Here is a 22,253-nt window from a genome sequence, read left to right on the forward strand (position 1 = left end):
ATTTCTTAATTTTCTATGATTGCTAAGTTTACCTGTCGATTCCTAAAAATAGAAAGGTTCTATACATTGTGTAAAGAACCTTTCGATGTAGATGATAAAAAGAGTTGTAGTTGATTAAATATCTGTCAAAGTATATTTGATAGTTGCATTGTAATCTCCAGCACGGTACATTGCGAAGTTTCCATTTTGTTCTAGTGTGTACGTTAATTTCACACCTCTAGCTAAATCGCCAGTGTATACACTTTCAATACTTGTTACTAATAATGCATCAACACCAATTGCATTAGTCACTCCTAGAGCTACTCCTGCAGCAGTTACTGTTCCAGCAGAATCTGTTGTACCTCCATTAGCTATAAGTGATGGTGCTACTGGTGTGATTCTTAAATCTAAACTCGCTGGAAATGTACTACCTGCTTCTAACTGAACATTGATCTGACGGGTTAAGTCGTATCCGCTACCATTTGCTGCTGTAGCTACAACACTAGTGTAATTCAAGTATAAATTTGTGTAACTCAAGGCTGAAAACGCATAAAGACCAGCTTCACGGTTGACCCCAGTTTGTGTAGCATTTGCCATGTTGAATACAACGGTTGCGGCTTCTGTTCCGGTATTGCTGTCATAAATGTCTATCAGTGCAACTTCTGGTACATTCACATTTAATACATGTGAAGCAATGTTTACATCACTGTTGTCTTGAGCATTTGCGTTGCTAGCAAATAATGCGACAACGGTTACGAGTAGTAGGTTAACTTTTTTCATAATTTTGGGTTTTTTAATTATTAATATGATGTAAAACTACAATCTATGTTCGGTCTTAGATCTGGTTTTTCGTTGGACGGCATTGAAGTATAGACGAATAAAAGATTTTATCAGTTCATGAGAAAATAGGTTTTCAAAAAGGTGTTGGGTTACGTCCTAGTTATTAGTTTTACGTTTCTCTTTTCTCGACGCTGTTACTGTATTCGAGAAAATTCAACAAATAAATGTGTCAAAATCCTATCTTTGTATGGCTATAGAGAATAGCACTCGTCAATACTATATAAAAAGGGAATATGAAAATGATATCTGTCAAGAACAAATCTGCGTGGTTATTAATAAATTGCTTTCTACTACTTCCTTTTACTGCTGTTTTTTCCCAAGAAAATACAACAACTCAAGATACTGTAATTGTAAAAGTTGATTCCTTGTATAGAGAGGATCAGTTTTATTTTGCAATAACATATAATACTTTGATGAATAAGCCATCCGGAGTGTCACAAAGTAAATTTTCTTCAGGGCTATCGGCAGGTTTTCTGAGAGATATGCCTATTAATAAAAAAAGAACGGTAGCCATTGCTTCTGGTATTGGTTTTTCATATAATAATTACAATCAGAATCTAGCCATTTCTTCACCTGCGGGAACGCCGGTATATACTATTATTGATTCGGATATTGCATATGATAAAAACAAGTTCTCTATGCTTTCAGTTGATGTTCCTCTTGAGTTCAGATGGAGAACTTCTACTTATGAAAGTCATAAATTTTGGAGGATTTATGGAGGATTTAAGCTGAGTTATTTGCTTTATGACAGATCTATTTTTAATAGTGCTGATGGGAAAGTGATAGTGACAGGAAATCAAGATTTTAATAAATTTCAGTACGGTGCTTACATTTCATCAGGTTATAATACGATTAATTTATATGCGTATTATGGTTTGAATTCGCTCTTTAAATCTGCAAAAGTAAATGACGAATCTGTAGCTATGAAGTCATTGAATATGGGAATTATATTCTACATTTTATAACCACAGCACTAATAAAAGCAGCTGAGGCACTGCTCCCAGGATAAAACCTATAACCAATTCTTTATTGGTGTGTGCATTCATTTCTAATCGTGAAGAAGCTACAAAACCATTGAGTAGAATCAATACAGCAATTGTAAATGTGTTTTGAAGTTGAAGGTGTAAGCTTAATCCAATTATAAATAACGTCAAGGAACTGATTGCTATCATGTGAAGGCTCGCTTTTACATTGACAAACAAAAGAATAAGCGCTAATATAGTACTCAAAAGCGCACCCAGAAGAAAAAAATGCAACTCAGGATATCGGTCTATTGTAATACTTTTTTTTACCAATAAAATAAGTAAAAAACAGTGAAGTATTAATGGAATTTTACGTTGTGATACTTCGGCAAGCATAATGGAATCTATGTTTCCTGCTGTACGTAATAGTAAAAATGCCAAAGAAGGTAAAATTACAGTTACAACCAGAACCTGAAAAAAAACAAATAGTTTTTCTTGATTTACAAACTCAGCGTCGTTAAAGGAAAGGTAAAACATCGTGGCCATTGCCGGTATGAATATCGGATGGAAAACATAGGAAAACAATGGAAGGATTTTTTTCAAAACGTCTGATTTTTATCTAAAAACAAATATAAGTAATCTGCTAAAATTAGTAAAGCTAATGCTATTGTTTCTTTTTCTTAAATAAACGGAATTGGGTATAATTAACCCGTTGGGTGTAATTAATAAAAATTTCAATTAGTCTTAAATAAAAAAATTGAACCACATAGAAACATAGAAAAAAGAGTCGGATAGCCCAATTGCTTCGCCTGTTCGCTATCGTTCGGGTCTTGGGTTCACATAGCTATGGGTTTCTCTAAAAAAGTGAAACACCCTCCAAAATTTAAATATCTATGTTTCTATGTGGTTAAAAAATTAAACAAATTGAATTACACCCAACGGGTTATAATTATAGTATATCTAAGTCATCGTTTTGAAAAGAAGTGTTATTTTTGAGGAAGTTTTACAAATAGCGAACTATTAAAAGAATAATTTCTAAACCAGAAATCTACTTCAATCTCTTTCTAATTCCATGAGCCAGAAAATCCTAAAAAGTATTCAAAATATCCCTGCTAAATTTATTGGTAACAACACTAGTTTGGCAATAGATGCCATTTCTATTGACAGTCGTTCTTTGCAAAACGGATCACAGACCTTGTTTTTTGCATTGGTCGGAGCCAATAATGATGCACATCGATACATCAAGGATTTAATTGCAACAGGCGTTCAAAATTTTGTAGTTACTCATATTCCGGAAGAATGTGAGGGAAAAGCTAATTTCTTTGTTGTTGAAAACACCCTGATTGCTTTACAGCAATTTGCGGCAAACTATCGCAGTCTTTTTGATTTTCCTATTATTGGACTGACAGGAAGCAACGGTAAAACGATTGTCAAGGAATGGCTTAATTTTTTATTGAGTCCTGATTATAACGTGATCCGAAGTCCAAAGAGTTATAATTCCCAAATTGGTGTTCCGCTTTCTGTGATTGCGATTAATGAAAAACACAATTTAGGTATTTTTGAAGCGGGTATTTCCACTCGTTCTGAAATGGATAAATTACAGGAGATTGTCAAACCAACCATTGGAATCCTTACAAATATTGGAACTGCACACGATGAAGGTTTTTTAAGTACAGAAGAAAAAATAACCGAAAAATTAAAACTCTTTAAGCACGCTGAGGTTTTAATTTATCATAAAAATAAAAGTATTGATATTGTTGTCGACCCGAAAACCAAACTGTTTTCATGGAGTTTCAATGATAAAAGTGCATCTGTTTTTGTTTCCAAAAAAAGTGTTTTAGAAAATACAGTTTTGAATATTGAATTCGGCACCAACCATTTCGACATAAAAATTCCGTTTCAAGACGAGGCATCGGTAGAAAACGCTATCACTTGTTTGATGGTTTTGTTGTATTTTAAATACGATGAAAAAACTATTCAAAACCGAATGGAATTACTATATCCAGTTGAGATGCGGTTGAAAGTCAAGAACGGAATCAACAACTGCAGTATTATTGACGACAGTTACAGTTCTGATTTTCAGTCGTTGAAAATTGCATTGGATTTTCTCGAAAGTCAAAAGCAATACAAGAAGAAAACGGTGATTCTTTCGGATATTTTTCAAAGCGGTTTGTCTAATGACGAGTTGTATACTAAAGTTTCCCAGTTGATTGTTTCGAATAAAATAGATCGTGTAATCGGTATTGGAGAAACCATTTCGGCATTCGAAAAGAAGTTTGCCAATTGCATAACTTATAGAAATACAGCTGAGTTTATATCAAAATTTGATGATTTGAATTTTGCTAATGAAACCATTTTAATCAAAGGAGCAAGAACGTTTCAATTTGAAGAAATTGTCTCTTTATTAGAGGAAAAAACACATGAAACTGTTCTGGAAATCAACCTAAATGCGATTAGTTACAACCTGAACTTCTTTAAATCAAAGTTGAAACCGAATGTCAAGATTATGGTGATGGTGAAGGCTTTTGGATATGGAAATGGCGGTTTTGAAATCGCTAAATTACTGGAACATCATAAAGTAGATTATCTGGGAGTGGCTTTCGCCGATGAGGGAATTTCGCTGAAAAGCGCAGGAATTCATTTGCCTATTATGGTTTTAAATCCTGAAACGACTAGTTTTCCGGCGATTATTCAACACCAGTTAGAACCTGAAATTTATAGTTTAAAAGGACTTCATGCGTTCCTTAAAATTGCCGAACAAAAAAAATTAAACCAATTTCCGATACATATCAAACTTGATACAGGAATGCACCGTTTAGGTTTTGAGGACAATACGATTGATGATTTGATTGCTACTTTAAAAGGAAATCAAACCGTTAAAGTAAAAAGTATTTTGTCGCACATGGCCACAAGTGATGATTTGGAATTCAAGGATTTTGCAAATGCGCAAATTGCTTTATTCGAAAAGTTATCGTCTAAACTGATGTCAGAATTGCAAATTGAGCCGTTACGACATATTTTAAATACGAGCGGAATTAGTAATTATCCGGATTCACAATACGACATGGCGCGTTTGGGTATTGGTCTTTACGGCGTTTCAAATGATGCCGAAGAACAAAAACAGTTGGAAAATGTGGGGACTCTGAAATCAGTGATTTCACAAATCAGAAGTATTAATGCCGGTGAAAGTGTAGGTTATGGCAGACGATTCATTGCGGTGAAGCACACAAAAATAGCCACAATTCCTATTGGGTATGCCGATGGAATTTCTAGAGGTTGGGGAAATGGATTGGGATTTGTGATGGTAAAAAATACCAAGGCCTATATCGTTGGCAGTATCTGTATGGATATGCTTATGGTTGATGTTACGGAGATAGAATGTTCAGAAGGAGATCAGGTGATTGTTTTTGGCGAATGCCCAACAGTATCTTTTATCGCTGAAAAATTAAATACTATTCCCTACGAAATTCTTACCAGTGTTTCTCAGCGGGTAAAACGTGTTTTTTATCGATAAACATTTTTTTTTTGTGTAAAGTATTAAAAGTATGTTAAAATTTAATTATTTTCGTTTTTAATATTTAACAATCTAAAAAAAAAATATGGGATTTTTCAGTGATTTCAAGGCTTCTTTAATGAAAGGAGATGTTTTAAGTTTAGCAACAGCTGTTGTTATTGGTGGTGCATTTGGTAAAGTAATCGGTTCTGCCGTTGACGATATTGTTATGCCAATAGTTGGTTTGTTAACAGGTGGTGTAGATTTTACTACTAAATTTATTGCGTTAAATGGAGAAAGCTACGCTAATCTTGATGCTGCTAAAGCTGCAGGAGCTGCTGTAATGACTTACGGTAATTTAGTTCAAGCAATTATCAATTTTGTTATTATTGCATTTTTTGTTTTTGTAGTTTTAAGAGCTGCAGAAAAAATGAAAAAGAAAGAAGAAGTTGTTGCTGCTGCACCAGCTGGACCATCTCAAGAAGAATTATTGACTCAGATCAGAGATTTATTGAAAAAATAATTTCCGCTACATTATATATTCTAACTAAACCGCTTCATAACCGAAGCGGTTTTTCTTTAAAAGTTTGTCTAAAACAGTAGCAGCTTTTTTATCATTAAGAAATTAAGATACATTGAGAAACACTTTAAAACTTAATCTTCTTAATTTCTTAATGGTTCAAAAATTATATAGAACGTTATTTCACAAGCTTTGCCATTCAAAACAACAACAATTACTAGAAACAATTTTACTTTCTTTTTTTATGTTTCGTAGTTAGATGTTATAAATTTAACAATTTGTTATTTTTTGTTAACACCCTTGTTTTGATTTCAATATTACTTACTTTTGTACTTCAAATTTAATATTCACCCGAGCTTGGAAGGCGAACGGACGAAGTAATAATAAAAATATAAGATGAGAATAGCAGTTGTAGGCGCTACTGGAATGGTTGGCGAAGTAATGTTGAAAGTTTTGGCAGAAAGAAATTTTCCTGTAACAGAATTAATTCCGGTTGCTTCTGAGCGATCAGTTGGGAAAGAAATTGAGTACAAGGGTAAAAAATATAAAGTAGTAGGCATGCAAACGGCAGTCGACATGAAAGCAGATATTGCTTTGTTCTCTGCAGGTGGCGATACTTCACTGGAGTGGGCTCCAAAATTTGCGGCAGCTGGAACAACAGTTATCGATAATTCATCGGCTTGGAGAATGGATCCGACCAAAAAATTAATCGTTCCGGAAATCAATGCTGGAGAATTGACTGCAGCGGATAAAATCATTGCAAATCCTAACTGTTCTACGATACAAATGGTATTGGTTTTGGCTCCTTTGCACAAAAAATACAACATCAAACGTGTGATTGTTTCTACCTACCAATCCATCACTGGAACAGGTGTAAAAGCAGTGCAACAATTAGAAAATGAATACGCAGGCGTTCAAGGTGAAATGGCTTATAAGTACCCAATCCACAGAAATGCGATTCCACAATGTGATTCCTTCGAAGAAAATGGATACACTAAAGAAGAGATGAAACTGGTTCGTGAAACTCAAAAAATTCTTGATGATAGAACGATTGCCGTTACAGCAACTGCGGTTCGTGTGCCAATTGTAGGCGGACACAGTGAAGCCGTAAACGTAGAATTCTCGAATGATTTTGATGTAAATGAAGTACGCAATATTTTGCATCACACCGATGGCGTAGTGGTTCAGGACAATAATGATACGTATACATACCCAATGCCAATGTATGCACAAGGAAAAGATGATGTTTTTGTAGGTAGAATTCGTCGTGACGAAAGCCAGGAAAACACATTGAATATGTGGATCGTTGCGGACAACTTGAGAAAAGGAGCAGCGACAAATACAATTCAAATTGCTGAATATTTGATTGCAGCCAAATTGGTGTAAATCAATTTTTACTTTAAAATGAAACCATTTGTTTAGCAAAAATATATTTTGTGAGACAAATGGTTTTCTTTTTTGCTGTTTTTGTTACCTTTGGTTCGAATGAAAAAGAATAAACTCATAGTAAGTCTTTCTCTGATTTTTACAGTATTGTTCTCAATGCTGTTCCAGTCATTGCATACGTATGAGCATTTGGCTAAACAGCTTTCCCAAAAGCAGTGCCACCATAAATACAATGTTACCGGAACAGAGATAACGCACGAACACCAGAAAGTTGATCATTGTTATGTTTGTGAATTTGCTTTAGGAAGTTACATAACTCCAAAAGATTTCTTCTATCAATTGTATTCCAATATTGAAGAAATCCCTTATTTTTTTACTGCAGCGGAAACAGTTATTTCGTTTTCCGGCAGTTTGTATTCCCTACGAGGCCCACCAGTAAATAGTTTAAGCTGAATTTATTTCAGCTTCTGTTGAATTTATTTTCCATGCAAGTTCATTAATTTGATTTTGTTGGATGCTTTTTTATTTACTAAATAATTCCATTCTCGGCAATAACTCTTTTGGAGAAAGCCGACAGTAGGAATGCTACAATCATTTCCAATGAAAAAATTTTTTATAGCCCTATTCTTGGGGTTTTCAGCGATACTTCAAGCGCAAAATACCCTTTCGGGAACCGTAACTGATTTAAAAAACCAACCCATAAAAGGCGTTTCAGTCTATGCATCAGAACTGCATAAAGGAACCACAACAGATGAAAACGGAAAATACACATTTTCAAATCTGCCCAATAGAAACTTAAAAATTAGCTTTACGTTCGTAGGATTTGCAACCCAAAATAAAACCATAAACAGTCTTCAAAAAGAAAACACACTTGATGTTATTCTCGAAGAGACAATTTTCGAAATGGACGAGGTAATCGTCTCTACCGCTTTCAATAAAATTCAATCGCAAAACGTGATGAAAGTGGAGCACGAAAGCATCAAAAATTTGCAACGAAAAGGAACGGCCACTTTAATTGAAGGATTGGCTACTATTCCCGGAGTTTCTCAAGTTTCTACCGGAACATCTATTGGGAAACCGGTAATTCGCGGGTTGAGCGGCAATCGTGTTTTGGTGTATTCTCAAGGCGTTCGAATAGAAAATCAACAGTTTGGTGACGAACACGGTCTGGGATTGAACGATTCAGGAATAGAAAGCGTTGAGGTAATCAAAGGACCGGCTTCTTTGTTGTATGGTTCCGATGCTTTGGGTGGTGTTTTGTATTTTAACCCAGAAAAATTTGCCGATGCGAATACTTTTAAAGCAAATTTCAGTCAAAAATATTTCTCGAATACCGCCGGAAGCAGTTCTTCTTTAGGTTTGAAAACATCCACAGACAACTGGAAATTCATGGCTCGTGGGAGTTACAACACGCATTCTGATTACAAGATTTCTGGTGGTGACCGAGTAACAAATACTCGTTACAACGAAACCGATTTCAAAACAGGAATTGGCTACAGCAATGCTAAATTCTCAAGTGTATTACGTTACAATTACAACGAATTGGATTTAGGAATTCCGGAAGATGGCATAGCAGATCAAACAACGAGCATGAAAACTGGATTTCCAAAACAAGGCGTTTTCAATCATTTATTGAGTTTAAACAATGTTTTCTTTTTCGAAAAATCAAAATTGGATCTTGATTTAGGTTATGTTGCTAATGATCGAAGCGAGTTTGAAGACAGCGATGTGGCCATTTTACACATGAAATTGAAGACATTCAATTACAATGCAAAATACCATTTACCAAAAATGGGAAAAATAGAAACCATTGTGGGAGTTCAGGGAATGCACCAAACCAATACAAATTCAGGAGAAGAATATTTAATTCCGGATGCTATTACAAATGATTTTGGTGTTTTTGGAACAGCTAATTATGAGTGGAATTCCAATGTGTTGCAAGCGGGATTGCGTTTCGACAATAGAAATATTACTACGGATGCGCAAGGAATTGCAGGTGAAGAAGGTTCTTTTGAAGCAATCGATAAATCATACGACAGTTTTAATGCTTCGTTGGGTTACAAAACCAATCTGGCCGATGATGTAACGTTGCGTTTGAACGTAGCTTCTGGATTTAGAGCGCCAAATCTGGCGGAGTTAACTTCTAATGGAGTGCATGAAGGAACGAATCGCTATGAAATAGGAAACAGCGATTTAAAAACGGAGCAAAACGTACAAACGGATTTAAATTTAGAATACAAAACGGATCATTTTGAGTTTTTTGTGAACGGATTTTACAACCACATTAACAATTATATCTACACTTCGCCAACAGGAGAAGTGATTGACGAAAATGCGGTGTTTGATTATGTTCAGGATAACGCCAAATTATACGGAGGCGAAATTGGATTGCATTTTCACCCGCATCCATTGGATTGGTTGCATTTTGAAACGAGTTTTGAAACCGTGACCGGCGAAAAAGAATCCCGAAGCGTCGGGAGAGATTACTTGCCGTTAATCCCGGCTAACAATTGGAACAACACCATTAGAACCGAATTTAAAATTAAAAACTGGTTGGAAGATGGTTTTGCAACTTTGAATGTTTCCAGCACTTTCAATCAAAAAAATGTAAGCGGATTTGAGACAGAATCAAATGGCTATAACTTGGTGAATTTGGGTTTTGGCGGAACAGTAAAACTGGGTAAAACCGCTTTTGATGTCAATATCAACGGGAATAATTTATTTGATAAAAGATACATTGCGCATCTTTCCCGTCTAAAAACGGATGGCATTCCAAACATTGGAAGAAACATCGTTTTTGGTGTGAATTTTAACTTGTAAATCAGCTGCTTAAGTAAACACACCAAAAAAAAGCTATTCGAAATAGTAGCGTTTTTTTTGGTTTTATTTAAGACTTGGTCAACTTTAGAACACTAACTATTTTCTTATTTTTGTAACAACCTAAAAAATTAACTAATGAAATGAGCATGAAGGTAATTGGGTCGCAAGCACCAATGATCATATGCGACTCGAGCATAGCGAACAGGTGAAACAATTACATATGACCGATGAAAAACAATAAATATAAACATATGAAAAAAACTTTTTTAATAATGGCTGTATCTTCTGCAATGGCGACTTTTGGCCAAAACCAAAAACCGGTAACTTATCCTGTAACTACCAAAGGGGAAACTGTTGATGTGTATTTCGATACTAAACTTCCGGATCCGTACCGCTGGCTCGAAGACGACAAATCTGCTGAAACAGGAGCTTGGGTAAAAGCACAAAACGAAGTGACCTACGGGTATTTAGCCCAAATTCCGTTTCGGGATTTGCTAAAAGCAAGAATGGAAAAACTTTGGAATTATGAAAAAATAGGAGCACCTTTCAAAGAAGGCAATTTTACGTATTACTATAAAAACAATGGTTTACAAAACCAATCGGTGTTGTACAGAAAAGACGCCAAAGGAACCGAAACGGTGTTTTTAGACCCCAACACTTTTTCTAAAGACGGAACCACTTCGCTTGGTGGATTGGATTTCTCCAAAGACGGTTCTAAAGTAGCCTATGCCATTTCAGAAGGTGGAAGCGACTGGAGAAAAGTCATCATCATGGATGCCATTACCCAAAAAATAATTGAAGACACGATTGTCGATGTAAAATTCAGCGGAGTTTCTTGGAAAGCAAACGAAGGTTTCTACTATTCCAGTTATGACAAACCAAAAGGAAGCGAATTATCGGCAAAAACCGACCAACATAAACTGTATTTCCACAAGTTAGGAACCGCACAAAAAGACGATAAAGTAATTTTTGGTGCTGACCAAAAACGCCGTTATGTAGGCGGTGGCGTGACCGAAGATGATCGTTATTTAGTTATCACAGCGTCTAATTCTACCTACGGAAATGAGTTGTACATCAAAGATTTGACAAAACCCAACAGTCCTATTGTGACTATTGTGGATAATTTCAAGAGCGATAACAACATCATCGAAAACGAAGGCGGAAAATTATTCATAGAAACTGATTTGAATGCACCCAACAAACGCATCGTTACCGTGGATGTCAACAACCCAAAGCCGGAAAACTGGAAAGACTTTATTGCAGAAACTGAAAATGTGTTGTCTCCATCAACAGGTGGCGGTTATTTCTTTGCTAATTATATGAAAGATGCCGTTTCGGTGGTGAAACAATATGATTATTCCGGGAAACTGGTTCGTGAAATTAAATTGCCGGGCGTAGGAACTGCCGGTGGTTTTGGCGGTAAGAAAAAAGAGAAAACATTGTATTATTCGTTTACAAATTACATTACTCCAGGTTCTACTTTTTCATTCGAACCACAAACTGGAACTTCGGCGGTGTATCAAAAACCGAAAGTAGATTTCGACAGCGAGCAATACGAGTCCAAACAAGTGTTTTATACTTCTAAAGACGGAACCAAAATCCCGATGATTATCACCCACAAAAAAGGATTGAAACTTGACGGTACAAATCCCACGATGCTTTATGGTTACGGAGGATTCAACGTGAGTTTGACACCAAGTTTCAGTATTGCCAATGCCGTTTGGATGGAAAACGGAGGCGTTTATGCCGTGCCAAATTTACGTGGCGGTGGCGAATACGGAAAAAAATGGCACGATGCGGGAACCAAAATGCAAAAACAAAATGTATTTGATGATTTCATCGCTGCCGCTGAATACCTGATTGCTCAAAAATACACGTCTTCACAATATCTGGCGATTCGTGGTGGGTCAAACGGAGGATTGCTTGTAGGTGCTACCATGACGCAGCGTCCAGAGTTGATGAAAGTCGCTTTGCCGGCGGTGGGCGTGATGGACATGTTGCGCTACCATACCTTTACCGCAGGTGCAGGTTGGGCGTATGATTACGGAACGGCGCAGGACAGCAAGGAAATGTTCAGCTACATCAAAGGGTATTCTCCCGTACACAACATAAAAAAAGGGATTCAATATCCGGCAACCATGGTCACAACGGGCGATCACGATGATAGAGTAGTACCGGCGCACAGTTTTAAATTTGCTGCCGAATTACAGGAAAAACAAACCGGACCTAATCCAACCCTAATCCGTATTGACATCAATGCAGGACACGGCGCCGGAAAATCCGTGGCGGCAACCATTCAGGAAAATGTCGATATTCAGGCCTTTACCTTATTCAATATGGGCGTAACCGAATTGCAAAAATCACCTAAATAAGATTTATTTTTAGGAGCTTATTCCTGCTATCCGTTGCAATCTTTATATCCGCCGAAAAGGCGGAAATAAAGGATTTCCTCTGCTATCAGGGCTAGGGCATTCGATTCCACATACGATTGTCATTGCGAGGAGTTGCGAGGTACGTGGCAAAGCAATCACATCATAAATTGATACAAAATTAAAAAAACGCTATTCGAAAGAGTAGCGTTTTTTTTGTGGAATGAATTTACTTATCAAAAAATCAAGTTGAAAACTAAAAATTAATGAGGACAATTGTAAGCAGGTCAATTGTCCACGCAAAACTATTTTTATAGGTTATGAATATTAAGGAAAAATTCGGTTTTAAAGTCAAACAATTACGAGAAGAAAAAGGCTTCTCGATTGAATATTTGGCCAATATATCAAATGTAGACAGAACCTATATTTCAGATATAGAAAAAGGAAAAAGAAATGTTTCAATAACAATAATTGAAAAAATAATCCTTGCGCTCGATACTGATTTTATAGAATTCTTCAACGATAATAATTTTAAGAAATGAAAATGAAAGAGAAAATATCAATTGAGGAATTTGATAGTAAAAAATTCAAGGCTCAAAATGTAGAGTCTGAAGATAATAAAAAGGCCGTAGTCACGCATTATCTCCATAATTATCATAATGGTGTAAAAAAGCATTATGAAAAAGAAGCAAAAAAATATATAAAGGAAATTGTTGAATACAAAAATGAAGAAGAAAACTTAAACATTCTTTATGATGATGCAGAACAATATTTTTTATTTGAAGTCGAAAACATCCCTTTTCCAACACCTAAAGATTATTCTTTTGAATTCATTGATCTTTTTGCGGGAATTGGCGGGTTTAGAATGGCGCTACAAAACTTAGGAGGGAAATGTGTATTTACATCTGAATGGGATAAAAATGCAAAAGTAACATATAAAGCAAATTATGGCGAGACCCCTTTTGGAGATATCACAAGAGATAGTACTAAAAATTCCATTCCTGATAATTTTGATGTTTTGTGCGCAGGATTTCCTTGTCAAGCTTTTTCGATTGCAGGAAAAAGAGGTGGTTTTGAAGACACAAGAGGGACACTTTTTTTCGATGTGGCTGAAATAATAAAATTGAAGAAACCAAAAGCAATTTTCTTAGAAAATGTAAAAGGTTTAAGAAATCATAATGGTGGTAAGACATTAGCTACAATATTGAATGTTTTACGTAATGATTTGGGTTATTATGTGCCAGAACCGCAAATAATTAATGCTAAGAATTATGGAGTTCCTCAAAACCGAGAACGAATATATATTGTCGGTTTTAGAAATGATTTAAATATTGATTCATTTTCATATCCTGAACCTTTAGAAGAAAAAGTTTTTTTCGGAAAAGTAAAAGAAGAAAATGTAGTTCCTACAAAATATTATTTATCTACTCAATATTTGCGAACCCTAGTTAGTCATAAAGAAAGGCACGCAAGTAAAGGAAATGGATTTGGATATGAAATTATCAAAGATGATGAAATATCAAACGCAATTGTTGTTGGTGGAATGGGTAGAGAAAGAAATTTAGTTATTGATAATCGAATAACAGATTATACTCCAACTACTCATATCAAAGGCGAAGTAAATCGTGAAGGAATTAGAAAAATGACTCCAAGAGAATGGGCAAGATTACAAGGTTTTCCTGATAATTTTATAATTCCTGTAGCCGATGCATCTGCTTACAAACAATTTGGGAATTCTGTTGCGGTTCCTGCGATTCAAGCAACAGCAGAAAAAATAATTGATTTGATAAAAGCTAAATTATGATTACAGGAAATAAAGGGGAATGGAGTGAAATATATACTTTATTCAAACTTTTAGGTGATAAAATACTTCAACCAGGGGATGAAAATATCATGAAAATTGAAAATGTATTTTACCCAATAATCAAAATATTACGCTCTGGCACTAATGGGAATTATGAATATTCAATTCAAGATGATATTGTATTGATTTCAGGTAATGAAGAAGTTCTAAGAATTCCTATTCAAGAATTTAAAGAGAAAGCTATTTTTTTATTAAACTTAATAAAATTAAACAGAGAAACTACATTTTCTATTCCTGAAATCGAGCAGTTTATGCTTAGTATTAATTGTATTTCTTTGAAAGCTAATTCTAATACTAAAACTGATATCACAATTGTTGTGCACGATCAAAGAACAAATCAACAACCAACTCTTGGATTTAGCATAAAATCTCAATTAGGAAACCCTTCAACTCTGCTTAATGCAGGAAGAACTACAAATTTTATTTTTAAAATTAATGGATTGAATCTTGATGAAGAAGAAATTAATACGGTTAACGCTATAGAAACTAGAAGTAAGATAAAAGATCGTATTGAGTGTATAGAAAAAATAGGTGGAGTTTTTGAATTTGCCAGAACCGAACAGAAGGTTTTTTCTAATAATTTAGTTTTAATTGATAGTTTACTACCACAAATTTTAGCAAGTATTATTTTTAATTTTTATACGAGTAACTCTTCAAAAATCATTGATTTGATTTCAAAAGTTGAAGAGGACAATCCTTTAAATTTTGATATTTCTGACAAGCATAAATTTTACACATATAAAACTAAACGACTTTTAACGGATATAGCTTTAGGAATGATGCCTTCAAAAGTTTGGTCTGGAGATTATGATGCAACTGGGGGTTATTTAATCGTAAAGGAAAATGGGGATGTTTTATGCTATCATATTTATAATAAAAATGAATTTGAAAACTATTTAATAAACAATACAAAGTTAGATACTGCCAGTTCAACTAGACATGACTTCGGATGTATTTATGAAGAAAATGGGGAGTTATTTTTTAAACTAAATTTACAAATTCGATTTATAAAATGAGCAAACTTAATCAATTGGGAATAACTTTAGGAAAAGGTAAAAAAGCCAATATTATATTCGATAGCTTGTTTCCAAACTTTTTAGATATTAAATATGAAAAACCTTCCGAATATATTTCGATTTATTGGGAAGCCTATAAAAAACTTCCTGAAGGGAATAACAATCTCAATGGGAAGATATTTGAATACATACTTGCGACTTTATGTGTTCGTGAAAATATTTTGCCTTTATATTTAAGTGCTAAAGTTGCATTTGTACCAAATGTTATATATGATTTGATGTTTTATACAACAGAACGAGGTCCAATATGTTTATCTGCAAAGACAAGTTTAAGAGAAAGATATAAACAAGCCGACCTTGAGGCTATTGCTTTAAAATATGTTCATAGAAAAGCTCTAAGCTATCTGGTAACTCTTGACGACACTGAGGCAAAAGGTGTAAAAGCAAAAATTAAAAGCGGAGATGTTATTGGACTTGACAAAGTTGTGGTAGCAACCAGTGAGGAATTCAATGATTTAATAAAGGAATTAAAACAATATATGTTTTCCGATCCTCCAACGGTTAAAGTAATTGAGAGTTCCCAAATCATAACTAAGGAAAAGCTTTTGAGTCTTAAATGATATAATTTTTATCTTGTTCATAGAGTATGGCAAAAAAAGTACTAGCTTTATATAACGACTTTAAATCGTTATCTCATGGATCGTGTCACACCACAACAACGTTCCAAAAACATGCGAGCCATTCGCAGCACCAACACCAAAGCTGAAGTCCGTTTGGCAAAAGCTTTATGGAATCTCGGCTATCGCTACCGTAAAAACAACAGAACTGTTTTAGGTACACCGGATTTAACTTTCAAAAAATTGAAGATTGCCATTTTCGTTGACAGCGAATTCTTCCACGACAAAGATTGGGAAATCCAAAAAGACCGCGTGAAAACCAATACGGAGTTTTGGCAAAAGAAAATAGAGCGCAATATGCAAAGAGACATTGAAGTCAATAATTATCTCGAATCACAAAATTGGAAAGTCCTTCGTTTCTGGAGTGCGGAGATAGAAAAAAAACTGGAGGATTGCGTGGCTACAATCCAATCCGAAATTATTTTGAGACAAAATCAAAAAGTGCAATCCCAAACTTGAGACAAGAATCCAATCCCTTCCTTAAATCCACTTTTTCTCTCTTTTATTTTCCCAATGTTTTATTAATTGGTTCGGTTTTTTGTGTTTCAATCGGTAAATTTGAGAATAGAACATTAAATAAATAAAAAATGACAGTACAAATCAACACAGACAACAATGTAGAAGGACACGCACGGTTGAAAGCGTATATAGCGGAGGAATTAGGAACAGCTTTGGCGCGTTTTGAAGATAAAGTTACCCGTTTAGAAGTGCATCTTGCAGACGAAAACAGTGATAAATTCGGAATCAATGACAAACGATGCCTAATCGAAGCCAGACCCGTAAATATGCAACCCGTTGCAGTAACGAATCATGCCGATACTACAGAGAAAGCATTTCACGGAGCCTTAGACAAAATAAAAAAAGTGTTGGACACAGCTTTCGAAAAACAGAAAGCGTATTAAATAGTTGCCTTTTGGCAAACCAAAAAATGACACTGTCTAAATAAGATAGTGTCATTTTTTTTTGGTTGTTATTCTTTGTAGGAAGAGGGTATGCTTTTATTTGTCAAACAGTAAGGTTGCTAATGCTTCGTCTTTTTTGTAGACGTCTTCATAGAAATGAACCACGCCGTCCGCATCTACCCAAGCAGTGAAATAACCAATGTATACCGGAATTTTGTTTTTGAGCGTGTACCAATATTCTTCTCCGCCGTTCATCGCGCTTTCTATCTTTTCAGGATTCCATTTCTTGTCATCTTTCATAATCGCGGCAGCCAGTTCTTTTGGCTTGGCGACACGAATACAACCGTGGCTAAAAGCTCGGTCTTCCTTTCCAAAGAGACTTTTGGATGGTGTATCATGTAAATAAATCGCATTCGAATTTGGAAATAAAAACTTCACTAATCCCAATGAGTTTTCCGGTCCAGGTCTTTGTCTTACATTGCTGTCTTTCCATTCCATGTCGTGTTCGGCCAAGTAATTTGGATTCTTTTCAATAGCAGGAAGAATTTCTTTCTTAAGGATACTGGTCGGCACATTCCAATACGGTCTGAACACGATGTACTTCATTGGCGCACTAAAAATCACCGTTTTGTGCATCGCTTTTCCCACAACAACTTTAGAGCGTAATTCCGGTTTTCCATCTCTGAAAAAAGTCAGTTCATAAGCTGGAATATTCACCACGATTAATTCCTCGGATTTGGTGATGTCATTCGAAATCCATCGACAACGTTCCATATTGACCATAACAGTTTTGATGCGATCCGCAACTGATACATTCATGTAATTGATGTGTTCCGGCAGAATCGTTTTGTTGAGCAGATTGCCACTTCTCTTTTTGAATTTCAAAATCCCGGTTGCTAATTCATCATCATAAACGGCACTTTTTGAATCTCGCGAAAGATCATCCGTGATAAACAAGCGGGTTCTGATTTGCGCAATGGTAGTGGCACTGTCGCCGGGTTTGTATGATTTTACATTTGGATCCAATGCAATGGCTTTCCAGCCTCCTTTCTTTTCTATTTTGCGGTATTCCTGCAACACATCTTTAAGCAGGTAATACTGCTTCAATACGCCTTTTTCTTCTTTGTTAATTAACGAAGGATTGATTAACAGCGAATCTAAATAATTGACATACGATTGTTTTTTTCGAGGTAAAAACCACTCTAACTCTTTCGATTTTTCAGTGCTGATGCCATCGTAAACTTTATCAGCATAAAAGAAGTATAGCGCAGAACTCAATAACTCGGTTTCAATACTTGCTTTTTGATTGTCATCCGGATTATCATAAATAGCGTCTAATTTTTCCTTGTATGGAATCTCAGTTTCAATTCCTTCCTGACTCAAATTATTCACTTTGTTGTATAGTAAACCTGCAAATTCATTGAGTCCGTCTTTGTCAAACCAGATGTAATGAAATTGATGCTTGCGGTATAATTTTTCTACATCGCCTTGATACGGCTGCAGTTTTGGATATTTTCCGAAGAATGTTTTGATTTGCGTGCTGTCAAACGCAACTTCTATAGCATTAATACTCGATTCCTTTTTAACTTCGTTTCCATCTTTCTTTTTGCAGGAAACAATAGTAAAAAGCAATATTAAAACAGCCAAAAGGATTGGGGAATGTAACTTTTTCATAGATAAGCTTTTAATTCGCCTTGAATGTGTTTAAGGTATTACAAAAATACATCAAATCCAGTGAGATACTACCATTTTTGGACTGCGTAAGGTTTTACAAAGCGAAACTCAATCTTTACTTTAAGGGTATTTTTGAATTCAGAATCTAAATTAAGTGTATGTAAATTAATTAGTTATGAATTTTATTTTGTTAAGGAGATCTTTTTTTTTGTTCAATATATTTTCATAAATCCAAAAATTATGAAATAAATAGTCTTGCAAGATGTAAAATTGTTCCTGCAACTCCATTTTGTCGAAAGTGACGAAAAACCAATAATATTACCGTTTTTACAAAAGTAAAATCAAACGATAAAACCCAATAATTATTCCTTTTCATGTGATTTTACTCAATGGAAAATTTTAAAATTTTGAACTTTTCAAGACGAAAAGATAGATTGAACTTAGCGGTACTTAATTTTAAAAATGTGGTTCAACAGCCTGAAATTCCAGAAATGAAAATGCCATCACAGTCGTTCAAAAGGGGTATGAAATCCGTTTTTGGATTAATAATTCTTAAACCGAATGTTTTTAGCTACCTTTATTTAAAATAGTAATGGAATACGTATGAATCAATATTTGCAGCGCACAAAGTCTTATTTTCAAACCATAAATTTTCGAAAAATAATCAAAATAATTGGTTTTTTACTTCTCGGAATTGTGGCTTTTTTCGTGATATCTTCCGCGGTTTTTTCAGTGTATTTTAATAATAATAAAGCGAAAATAGTAACGCAAATTAATGCTAAAATCAACAAAAATATTACCGGCACAATCGATATTGGCGATATTGACTACAAGTTTTTTAAGGGTTTCCCCAATATGACTTTGGCATTAAGCCAAGTAGAATTAAAGGATAGTTTGTGGTCTTTACACAAGCGCACGTTGCTCAAAGCGGAACAAATTGAAGTGCGCGTCAATGTTTTGGGATTGCTTTCTAATGAGATCAACATCGATAAAATAGAAATTCAGCAGGCCACTTTGCATTTGTTCAAAGGGAATAATGGAATTGTAAACACAAATATTTTTAGGCCTAAGCCAAAAAACAAAAAGTCAAAAAGCTCCACCGATTCTAAAGTAAAAGAAGTCGTTTTAGACCAAGTGCATTTCATTTCCGAAAATCAAATGGGACATAAATTATTTGATTTTAATATCGTTGCACTGCGAAGCCAAATAGATCATGATAACGAGAATTGGCACACGAATTTATATTTGAAAACGCTTGCTAAAAGTATGGCTTTCAATACCAAAAGGGGAAGTTTTATTCAAAATAGAATGGTAGAAGGGGTTTTGAAAGTTGATTTCTCAGAACCGAAAAACCAAATTAGTGTTGCCACGGAGAATTTCGGAATTGGGGAAGAGTTTTTTGACATTAAGGCGCATTTTAGTTTGGATAAAAACAAATCTCCTTTTGATATTGCCATAAAAACTACGATTTTGTGGCGTGATGCTTCCGCCTTATTGAGCGCTAATATCAGTACTAAAATTGATCAGTTCGATTTAAAAAAACCAATTGATGTAGGTTGCACGATTATTGGCGATATGAATGTTACTGGCGATCCGGAAATTGTGGTGACGACAAAAATAAAAAATAACGAACTCAAAATACCGGACGGAATCATTACGGACTGCAGTTTTGACGCCAGTTTTACCAACCATTATAAAAAAGGCGCCGGTTGTAACGACATTAACTCGACAATAACTTTAACGGATTTTTCAGGGAAATACAAAACGATTCCATTTGCAATTCCAATCGGGATTATTTCCAATTTTGAGAAAACCACTGCGGCAGGAAGTTTTAAATCGGACTTTGCCGTTTCGCAACTAAATGAGATAGTCAATGCGGATTTAATGCATTTTTCTGATGGTCAGGCCAAAGTGAATTTGGATTTTAAATTTGATGTGGTGCACTTAAAAATACAAAAACCCTTATTCACGGGAAGTGTAGCCGTTAAAAATGCAACTGTAAATTATGGCCCACGGAATTTGACTTTTGTAAAAACAGACATTCAGCTTGATTTTACGGAAAAAGCCTTATTAATCAAGAAGATCAATTTTAAAGATCGTCGGAACATGGTTTTTATGGAAGGCAAAATTGATAATTTCCTGACGTTATATTACGAGAATCCTGAAAAAATGGTTGTCAACTGGGATATTTATGCTCCTTTTTTGGACGTGAAACAATTTGTAGGTGTTTTTACAAGTACGGGTAGAAAAGTTCCAAAAACCAAGAACAAAAAAGATGATTTTTCAGATGAATTGTATTCCGTGATTGAAATGAGCCAAATGGCGTTACAAGTTAAAGCGGACAAAATGGTCTACAGTAAACTCGAGGCGACGAATGCGAAAGCAACGATTTTGTTACTCAACAATAAATTAATTGTCAAAAATGGCTGGGTTCAAAGCGTTGGCGGGAGCATTGCTTTTGATGGGGAATTAGTTCCTGATGGAGATCATTTTCTGCTGGAATCCAATGCGAAAATCAACCGGGTTAACATTGGCCAATTCCTTTCCGGCTTGAATAATTTTGGGATTCAATCTTTTGAACCTAAAAACATAGAGGGATTTTTAACAGCTTCGGCAGCGCTTAAAGGGAAACTACTTTCCGGCGGAGAATTAAAAACGAACTCTCTTTCAGGTGCGGCTAAATTTAAGGTGGCTCAAGGTGCTTTAATCGATTTTAAACCCATTACAAATATAGGTAAGTTCGCTTTTCCTTTTAGAAATGTGAACCATATCGTTTTTAGTGATTTGTCCGGAAATTTTAAAATCAATGGAGATTTAGTAGATGTCAATGATTTGAAAGTGAGTTCCAATGTATTGAATTTAGACGTAAATGGTGTTTATTCGTTCAACAGAGGTACAAATTTAGCGATGACTATTCCGTTGAGAAATCCAAAAAAAGATGAACTTATCACCGATGAAGCGGAAAAAGCTGAAAAACGTACGAAAGGAATCGTGCTGCATTTATTGGCCGTTGATGTTGATGGAAAAATAAAAATCAGATGGAATAAAAACCATGAATAAATACTTAAATCAGATGAAAAAAATACTGGCTGTTCTTGTCGTTCTCACTTTATCCGGATGCAAAAGCATGATGGAGAATCAAACAATTTCAAAAACAAACATCAATTCAACACTCGATGCTTGGCACAAAGCCGCAGCAGATGCTAACTATAACGATTATTTCAGTTTAATGACGGATGATGCCGTTTTCATTGGTACTGATGCGACAGAGAATTGGAATAAGACAGCTTTTCAAGCCTATTCAAAACCACATTTTGACAAAGGGAAAGCTTGGAGTTTTACAGCTTTGGAACGCCACATTTATTTTGATGAAACGGGTAAAACAGCTTGGTTTGATGAATTACTGGATACTCAAATGAAGATTTGCCGTGGTTCGGGTGTGTTGATAAAAATAGGCAAGGAGTGGAAAATAAAACATTATGTTTTATCTATGACGATTCCAAATGACAACTCGAATGAAGTTATAAAAGTTAAAGCTTCTATCGAAGATGCTATGATAAAAAAATTACAAGTAAAGCAATAAAATTTTTAGCTCTTGTTTTATTGTTAGTTTTAAATTCCATCAATAAAATGTAGTGTTGTCTAAAAATTATTTTTAATTAAATAATAGATTAAGAGTTGTAATTGGTCTAATTTTCAAAACGTTTTTTCATTTTTTCGTTTGTAGGCCGCTCGGTCTTATATATTTCCT

18 protein-coding genes are annotated in these 22,253 nt (G+C 35.0%); 15 read left to right on the plus strand and 3 right to left on the minus strand.

Features of this window, described 5'->3' with window-relative positions; all coding sequences use genetic code 11:
• Positions 1-114: 114 nt before the first annotated feature.
• Entirely contained in the window at positions 115-759 is a 645-nt protein-coding gene (locus ACXX80_RS06470; RefSeq protein ID WP_458552513.1) for a hypothetical protein, read from the minus strand.
• 293 nt (positions 760-1,052) lie between these two features.
• On the opposite strand from ACXX80_RS06470, the gene ACXX80_RS06475 reads away from it, so the two are divergent.
• Positions 1,053-1,784, plus strand: a complete 732-nt coding sequence (locus ACXX80_RS06475; RefSeq protein WP_458552514.1) for a porin family protein — start codon at positions 1,053-1,055, stop codon at positions 1,782-1,784.
• Here ACXX80_RS06475 and ACXX80_RS06480 read toward each other — a convergent pair.
• A complete protein-coding gene (locus ACXX80_RS06480) occupies positions 1,779-2,384 on the minus strand; it encodes a hypothetical protein (protein WP_458552516.1) in 606 nt (201 codons plus the stop codon). The genes ACXX80_RS06475 and ACXX80_RS06480 overlap by 6 nt on opposite strands.
• A gap of 469 nt (positions 2,385-2,853) precedes the next feature.
• Between ACXX80_RS06480 and ACXX80_RS06485 the strand changes: the two genes are divergently transcribed.
• From ACXX80_RS06485 to ACXX80_RS06540, 12 genes are all read left to right on the plus strand, one after another.
• On the plus strand, positions 2,854-5,295 hold the full coding sequence (locus ACXX80_RS06485; RefSeq protein WP_458552517.1) for a bifunctional UDP-N-acetylmuramoyl-tripeptide:D-alanyl-D-alanine ligase/alanine racemase: 2,442 nt from the start codon (positions 2,854-2,856) through the stop codon (positions 5,293-5,295).
• An 85-nt stretch (positions 5,296-5,380) separates the two neighbouring features.
• A complete protein-coding gene (gene mscL, locus ACXX80_RS06490) occupies positions 5,381-5,797 on the plus strand; it encodes a large conductance mechanosensitive channel protein MscL (protein ID WP_417981542.1) in 417 nt (138 codons plus the stop codon).
• A 393-nt stretch (positions 5,798-6,190) separates the two neighbouring features.
• On the plus strand, positions 6,191-7,180 hold the full coding sequence (locus ACXX80_RS06495; RefSeq protein WP_458552518.1) for an aspartate-semialdehyde dehydrogenase: 990 nt from the start codon (positions 6,191-6,193) through the stop codon (positions 7,178-7,180).
• 99 nt (positions 7,181-7,279) lie between these two features.
• Positions 7,280-7,633 carry a hypothetical protein gene (locus ACXX80_RS06500; protein WP_458552519.1) on the plus strand — a complete coding sequence of 118 codons (354 nt, stop codon included), beginning with the start codon at positions 7,280-7,282 and terminating at the stop codon, positions 7,631-7,633.
• A gap of 147 nt (positions 7,634-7,780) precedes the next feature.
• On the plus strand, positions 7,781-10,000 hold the full coding sequence (locus tag ACXX80_RS06505; RefSeq protein ID WP_458552521.1) for a TonB-dependent receptor: 2,220 nt from the start codon (positions 7,781-7,783) through the stop codon (positions 9,998-10,000).
• Between the two features lie 272 nt (positions 10,001-10,272).
• Entirely contained in the window at positions 10,273-12,372 is a 2,100-nt protein-coding gene (locus tag ACXX80_RS06510; RefSeq protein WP_458554084.1) for a prolyl oligopeptidase family serine peptidase, read from the plus strand.
• 317 nt (positions 12,373-12,689) lie between these two features.
• Positions 12,690-12,911, plus strand: coding sequence for a helix-turn-helix domain-containing protein (locus tag ACXX80_RS06515; protein ID WP_417965097.1), 222 nt, complete (start codon positions 12,690-12,692; stop codon positions 12,909-12,911).
• Positions 12,912-12,913: 2 nt separating this feature from the next.
• Entirely contained in the window at positions 12,914-14,173 is a 1,260-nt protein-coding gene (locus tag ACXX80_RS06520) for a DNA cytosine methyltransferase (RefSeq protein ID WP_417965099.1), read from the plus strand.
• Entirely contained in the window at positions 14,170-15,249 is a 1,080-nt protein-coding gene (locus ACXX80_RS06525; RefSeq protein WP_417965101.1) for an HpaII family restriction endonuclease, read from the plus strand. Before ACXX80_RS06520 ends, ACXX80_RS06525 begins: the two co-directional genes overlap by 4 nt.
• Complete coding sequence (locus ACXX80_RS06530; protein WP_417965103.1) at positions 15,246-15,869, plus strand: PDDEXK family nuclease; 624 nt, start codon at positions 15,246-15,248, stop codon at positions 15,867-15,869. The genes ACXX80_RS06525 and ACXX80_RS06530 overlap by 4 nt, the downstream gene beginning before the upstream one ends.
• 75 nt (positions 15,870-15,944) lie before the next feature.
• Positions 15,945-16,385, plus strand: coding sequence for a very short patch repair endonuclease (locus tag ACXX80_RS06535; RefSeq protein WP_417965105.1), 441 nt, complete (start codon positions 15,945-15,947; stop codon positions 16,383-16,385).
• A 128-nt stretch (positions 16,386-16,513) separates the two neighbouring features.
• Positions 16,514-16,828, plus strand: coding sequence for an HPF/RaiA family ribosome-associated protein (locus ACXX80_RS06540; RefSeq protein ID WP_099713737.1), 315 nt, complete (start codon positions 16,514-16,516; stop codon positions 16,826-16,828).
• Positions 16,829-16,924: 96 nt separating this feature from the next.
• Here the strand turns inward: ACXX80_RS06540 and ACXX80_RS06545 are convergent, their stop codons facing one another.
• Positions 16,925-18,502 (minus strand): L,D-transpeptidase family protein, encoded by a 1,578-nt coding sequence (locus tag ACXX80_RS06545; protein ID WP_458552523.1) that lies wholly within the window; start codon positions 18,500-18,502, stop codon positions 16,925-16,927.
• A 603-nt stretch (positions 18,503-19,105) separates the two neighbouring features.
• On the opposite strand from ACXX80_RS06545, the gene ACXX80_RS06550 reads away from it, so the two are divergent.
• Positions 19,106-21,562: an AsmA family protein gene (locus tag ACXX80_RS06550; RefSeq protein ID WP_458552525.1), complete on the plus strand. Its 2,457-nt coding sequence runs from the start codon at positions 19,106-19,108 to the stop codon at positions 21,560-21,562.
• A 13-nt stretch (positions 21,563-21,575) separates the two neighbouring features.
• Positions 21,576-22,085 (plus strand): nuclear transport factor 2 family protein, encoded by a 510-nt coding sequence (locus ACXX80_RS06555; RefSeq protein WP_458552527.1) that lies wholly within the window; start codon positions 21,576-21,578, stop codon positions 22,083-22,085.
• Positions 22,086-22,253: the final 168 nt, after the last annotated feature.

Source organism: Flavobacterium sp. GNP002 (assembly GCF_054343795.1).